Annotated in this window: 3 protein-coding genes and 1 pseudogene; all 4 read right to left on the bottom strand. The window is 43.8% G+C overall.

What is annotated here, in order from left to right:
* Positions 1-658, bottom strand: a pseudogene (locus HUK38_RS14370) (hypothetical protein); the annotation flags it as partial.
* A 322-nt stretch (positions 659-980) separates the two neighbouring features.
* Positions 981-1,928 (bottom strand): Rpn family recombination-promoting nuclease/putative transposase, encoded by a 948-nt coding sequence (locus HUK38_RS14365; protein ID WP_182585016.1) that lies wholly within the window; start codon positions 1,926-1,928, stop codon positions 981-983.
* Between the two features lie 163 nt (positions 1,929-2,091).
* Positions 2,092-3,075, bottom strand: a complete 984-nt coding sequence (locus HUK38_RS14360) for an Rpn family recombination-promoting nuclease/putative transposase (protein WP_182585015.1) — start codon at positions 3,073-3,075, stop codon at positions 2,092-2,094.
* A 34-nt stretch (positions 3,076-3,109) separates the two neighbouring features.
* Complete coding sequence (locus HUK38_RS14355) at positions 3,110-3,937, bottom strand: sulfotransferase family protein (protein ID WP_182585014.1); 828 nt, start codon at positions 3,935-3,937, stop codon at positions 3,110-3,112.
* Positions 3,938-4,248 lie beyond the last annotated feature (311 nt).

Below are 4,248 nucleotides of genomic sequence, written 5' to 3'. Positions count from 1 at the left end.
CGAACAACCCGCCGCCGCCACCATAACTATTGCCAAACATGCCACCGCCACCCATCACGCCTGCGCCGTCCCCCCCCTTCCCGCCGGTAGCATTGTTACTGCTAAAACCAACCGTTTTGAGCGTGACATTGCCGTCATAGATGAAGATCGCCCCGCCTAAGCCCGCCCCACCACCACCACCGTTGCCATCCCCGCCTTGGGCTTTACCGCTGTCGAAATTCACATTCTCGATCGTGACCGTGCCGGATTTGATGAACAGCGGGCGGTAAGTGTCGCCGCCGCTGATGGTGCTAGAGCAGGGAGGGGTGGTGCAGGTGGCGGGTGGAGTCCAGATAGTTTTATTGCCTTGAATCGTGACACTGGAATTAATGAGGCGTTTCATTACCCCCGCTATGGTGACATCGGTACTCAGCGTGATGATGTTCTTCTTGCAACCGCCGCCGGGGTGCGCGCCTGTGTAAACCGTCGTCGGAGTCTCAGCATTATTAGCGGTTTTAATTGCCCAACTGAGCGTATAGGCAATGTCGCCGAGGCCGTTGTCACTTTCAATTGTCACATTGCAATCCACAGGATCAGCCGCCAGTACATGAGAACTACCCAATGCTAACGCAATGGCGATGGCGAGTTTGTGACGACGAGGAATAAATTGCACAGACATGATCTCTCACTCCAAAAATATAAAACATGATCACAGCGTTTCGATTGTAAATTATACAATAGCACATGTGTGCGTATAATTGAAAAAATCTTAAACCCCCGCGCTAAATCCTAACTAGTTGTTTTCGCACTGCACTGCCACCCGCCACCAGACAGTCATTACCCAGTAAATTACTGGTTTATTAGATTTTAGACAGGGCGGGGTTGATGATGCGCACATCAATAGCGCCGCAAATATCTGCATTAGCTTTTATTCAGCGGCGCAATGCAATCGAATTGGTTTAATCCAACATTTATACTGAACACATCACGACCGGTGAATGTTATTCATGCCGCCGCAATGCTTTAATCTCTTCCGCACTCAAGCCAGTTTTTATTGCAATGGTCGCGTCATCTAATACATCCAACAATGCCATTGCCAACTCCCGTTTTGTTTGTTCTTTACCTTTCTGTACGCCTTCTTCTAATCCCGCTAACCGACCACGTTCCAATCCCTGTTCCAATCCCTGTTCCAATCCTTTTTCCAAACCTCTTTCATGCCCACGTTCAAATCCCTTAGCCAACGCAGACACAATTTTACTCTCCACCTCGGCAACCGCTTGCATTCGTACTTCATAAATCAATCGCTCCTCTTCATCAAACATCCGATCCACCGCCGCCACCGCTTTAACAATCGCTGGATCATGGCTTAATTGTTCTGGCAGCGCATATTTATCTAATTGATGCGCTTTAGTTAAAAACGTACTCCAGCGATCCAATGCCGTCACAACTGGCCGATTAAGCACGAGGAACTTTCTTAATTCAACATAATGCAATTCAAACATATCATGTAGATTATCATCCTCATGCGTGGTGACATTAGTGATCTTGTAGCAATTGTGAAACTCAGTGCCATCAGGAATAAAATTAAAATCCAAAATGTTAATACTGATGGTCTTGCATAACTCCTTAAACATCATGCCTTCAGTCAACTGTTCTGTCACCAGTTTTGCCCAATAATAAATTGCCCGTTTATCAAAATGATAATCCTCGCTAATTTGCATTTCGACGTTAAACCAGCGCCCCTGTTCACTGCGCGCTTTAATATCCAATACCGACATCTTGCCGGCCTGATACGCCGCGAGGTTGTATGGATTTTTCAATTCAACTTCAACCACCTGTTGATCTTCAGACACGATGGCGTTAATCAACGAAATCAACAAATCTTTATTCTCTTCACTCCCAAATAATTTTTTGAAAGCGAAATCAACTCGTGGATTGATGCGACACATAGCAAACTCCTAAATATGGTAATAACTAAAACGGTTTTACTCAAACGACAACGGGATGATCAATTGGCATAACTTGTTCCAGCCATCAATCACCAAGCGCCTGTTGAAGCGTGAATGGCATCATCAATAGTTAATCGGACACATTGCATTTAATTCTGTAGTCTCATTTGCGCCGCCGCAATGCTTTAATCTCTTCCGCACTCAAGCCAGTTTTTATTGCAATGGTCGCGTCATCTAATACATCTAACAATGCAATTGCCAACTCCCGTTTTGTTTGTTCTTTACCTTTCTGTACGCCTTCTTCTAATCCCGCTAACCGACCACGTTCCAATCCCTGTTCCAATCCCTGTTCCAATCCCTGTTCCAATCCCTGTTCCAATCCCTGTTCCAATCCTTTTTCTAAACCTTTTTCATGCCCACGTTCAAATCCCTTAGCCAACGCCGACACAATTTTACTCTCCACCTCGGCAACCGCTTGCATTCGTACTTCATAAATCAATCGCTCCTCTTCATCAAACATCCGATCCACCGACGCCACCGCTTTAATAATTGCAGGATCATGTTTTAATGATTCCGGTAGAGCGCGTTTATCTAATTGATGCGCTTTAGTTAAAAACGTACTCCAGCGATCCAATGCCGTCACAACTGGCCGATTAAGCACGAGGAACTTTCTTAATTCAACATAATGCAATTCAAACATATCATGTAGATTATCATCCTCATGCGTGGTGACATTAGTGATCTTGTAGCAATTGTGAAACTCAGTGCCATCAGGAATAAAATTAAAATCCAAAATGTTAATACTGATGGTCTTGCATAACTCCTTAAACATCATGCCTTCAGTCAACTGTTCTGTCACCAGTTTTGCCCAATAATAAATTGCCCGTTTATCAAAATGATAATCCTCGCTAATTTGCATTTCGACGTTAAACCAGCGCCCCTGTTCACTGCGCGCTTTAATATCCAATACCGACATCTTGCCGGCCTGATACGCCGCGAGGTTATATGGATTTTTCAATTCAACTTCAACCACCTGTTGATCTTCAGACACGATGGCGTTAATCAACGAAATCAACAAATCTTTATTCTCTTCACTCCCAAATAATTTTTTGAAAGCGAAATCAACTCGTGGATTGATGCGACACATAGCAAACTCCTAAACATGGTAATAACTAAAACGATTATGGCAATAAGCCCGGATAAAAGGTACGATAAAAATCACCAAAATGCACTACTAATTCTTGCGCAATACGCGGCGGCACAAAATGGAGCGCTGGCGGTTGTATCTGCGTAAAAGTACGGTGCGGATATTTATAGCGATAATGACTATCGCTCTCATGCAGTTTGACCGGCAATTGCTGTGGATTAAATGGCTCAGATTTTAAGTCTAACCAGCGATGAATATTCATCATTACCTCCAGCGGTTGCTGCATTAGTTCTTCAAAAATCACATAATACAACTGCTGTTGCCAATGCGCTGGCACATCTTGCAATGCTTCAATTGCTTTTAATGGCGTTCCAATTAACCCATCACTCGCAAGCAATTTATCTGCCCGCGCATAACGCGATAAATGCGCTAAATGATCGGGAAAATCCAGCAAGCGCGTTTTAGCATGTTGTGCTTCAATAGAACCAACAATCTGCCCTAATTCACGAATACAAACCAACATGCGAAAATCGGGATCAACTGCCTGCACCGTATCAATTTGACTTAACCACCCCCGATTCTTATCAACTACCCAACTGCATTCGCTTTCACCAATCCAACCGTGAATAAATCCACGCCATGCACCCAATAAACGCGCATAAGTACGATCAAATTCAGCATCTAACTGTGCTAATAAAAACTCATTATCACTCCAATGATAACGCAACTGCATCAATAATGGACACAGCGGCGAGCTATGACCGCTACTGTCAATTGCAGGATGCAAATCTAACAACTGACACAATAATGTTGAACCGGCACGCGGTAAGCCAGTGACATATAATAAACGTGGTATAGTCATCGTAATAATTACCGTTTAACAACCATCTAAATTGTGGTAGGATTATGAAACTATGATACTTGCAACATGACAGATATTCAATATAACACCCTCCACTAATTCAATAGGACAACCAAATAAACATCATGCGCTTCCCCTACGGGATAAGCAACTTCGGCGCGATTATTCGAGGCGGTTACTGGTAACAAGACCGCACTGATCGCTCAATTGCGTAATTACCGTCAATAAACAACTGTTTAATCAGTCACCATCGTTTTGCACTCGCGCTGTGCAATTTCGCAGGAATAGAAATAGATTTAATGCTTATGTTT

Origin of the sequence: Thiospirillum jenense, from assembly GCF_014145225.1 — a bacterium.
Classification (GTDB): Bacteria; Pseudomonadota; Gammaproteobacteria; order Chromatiales; family Chromatiaceae; genus Thiospirillum; species Thiospirillum jenense.
This window is presented reverse-complemented; position numbering and strand designations above follow the sequence as displayed.

Bases quoted from the DNA above. Each gene is read 5' to 3' on its own strand.
- HUK38_RS14360 (WP_182585015.1), bottom strand. From the start codon at position 3,075: ATGTGTCGCATCAATCCACGAGTTGATTTCGCTTTCAAAAAATTATTT.
- HUK38_RS14355 (WP_182585014.1), bottom strand. From the start codon at position 3,937: ATGACTATACCACGTTTATTATATGTCACTGGCTTACCGCGTGCCGGT.
- HUK38_RS14365 (WP_182585016.1), bottom strand. From the start codon at position 1,928: ATGTGTCGCATCAATCCACGAGTTGATTTCGCTTTCAAAAAATTATTT.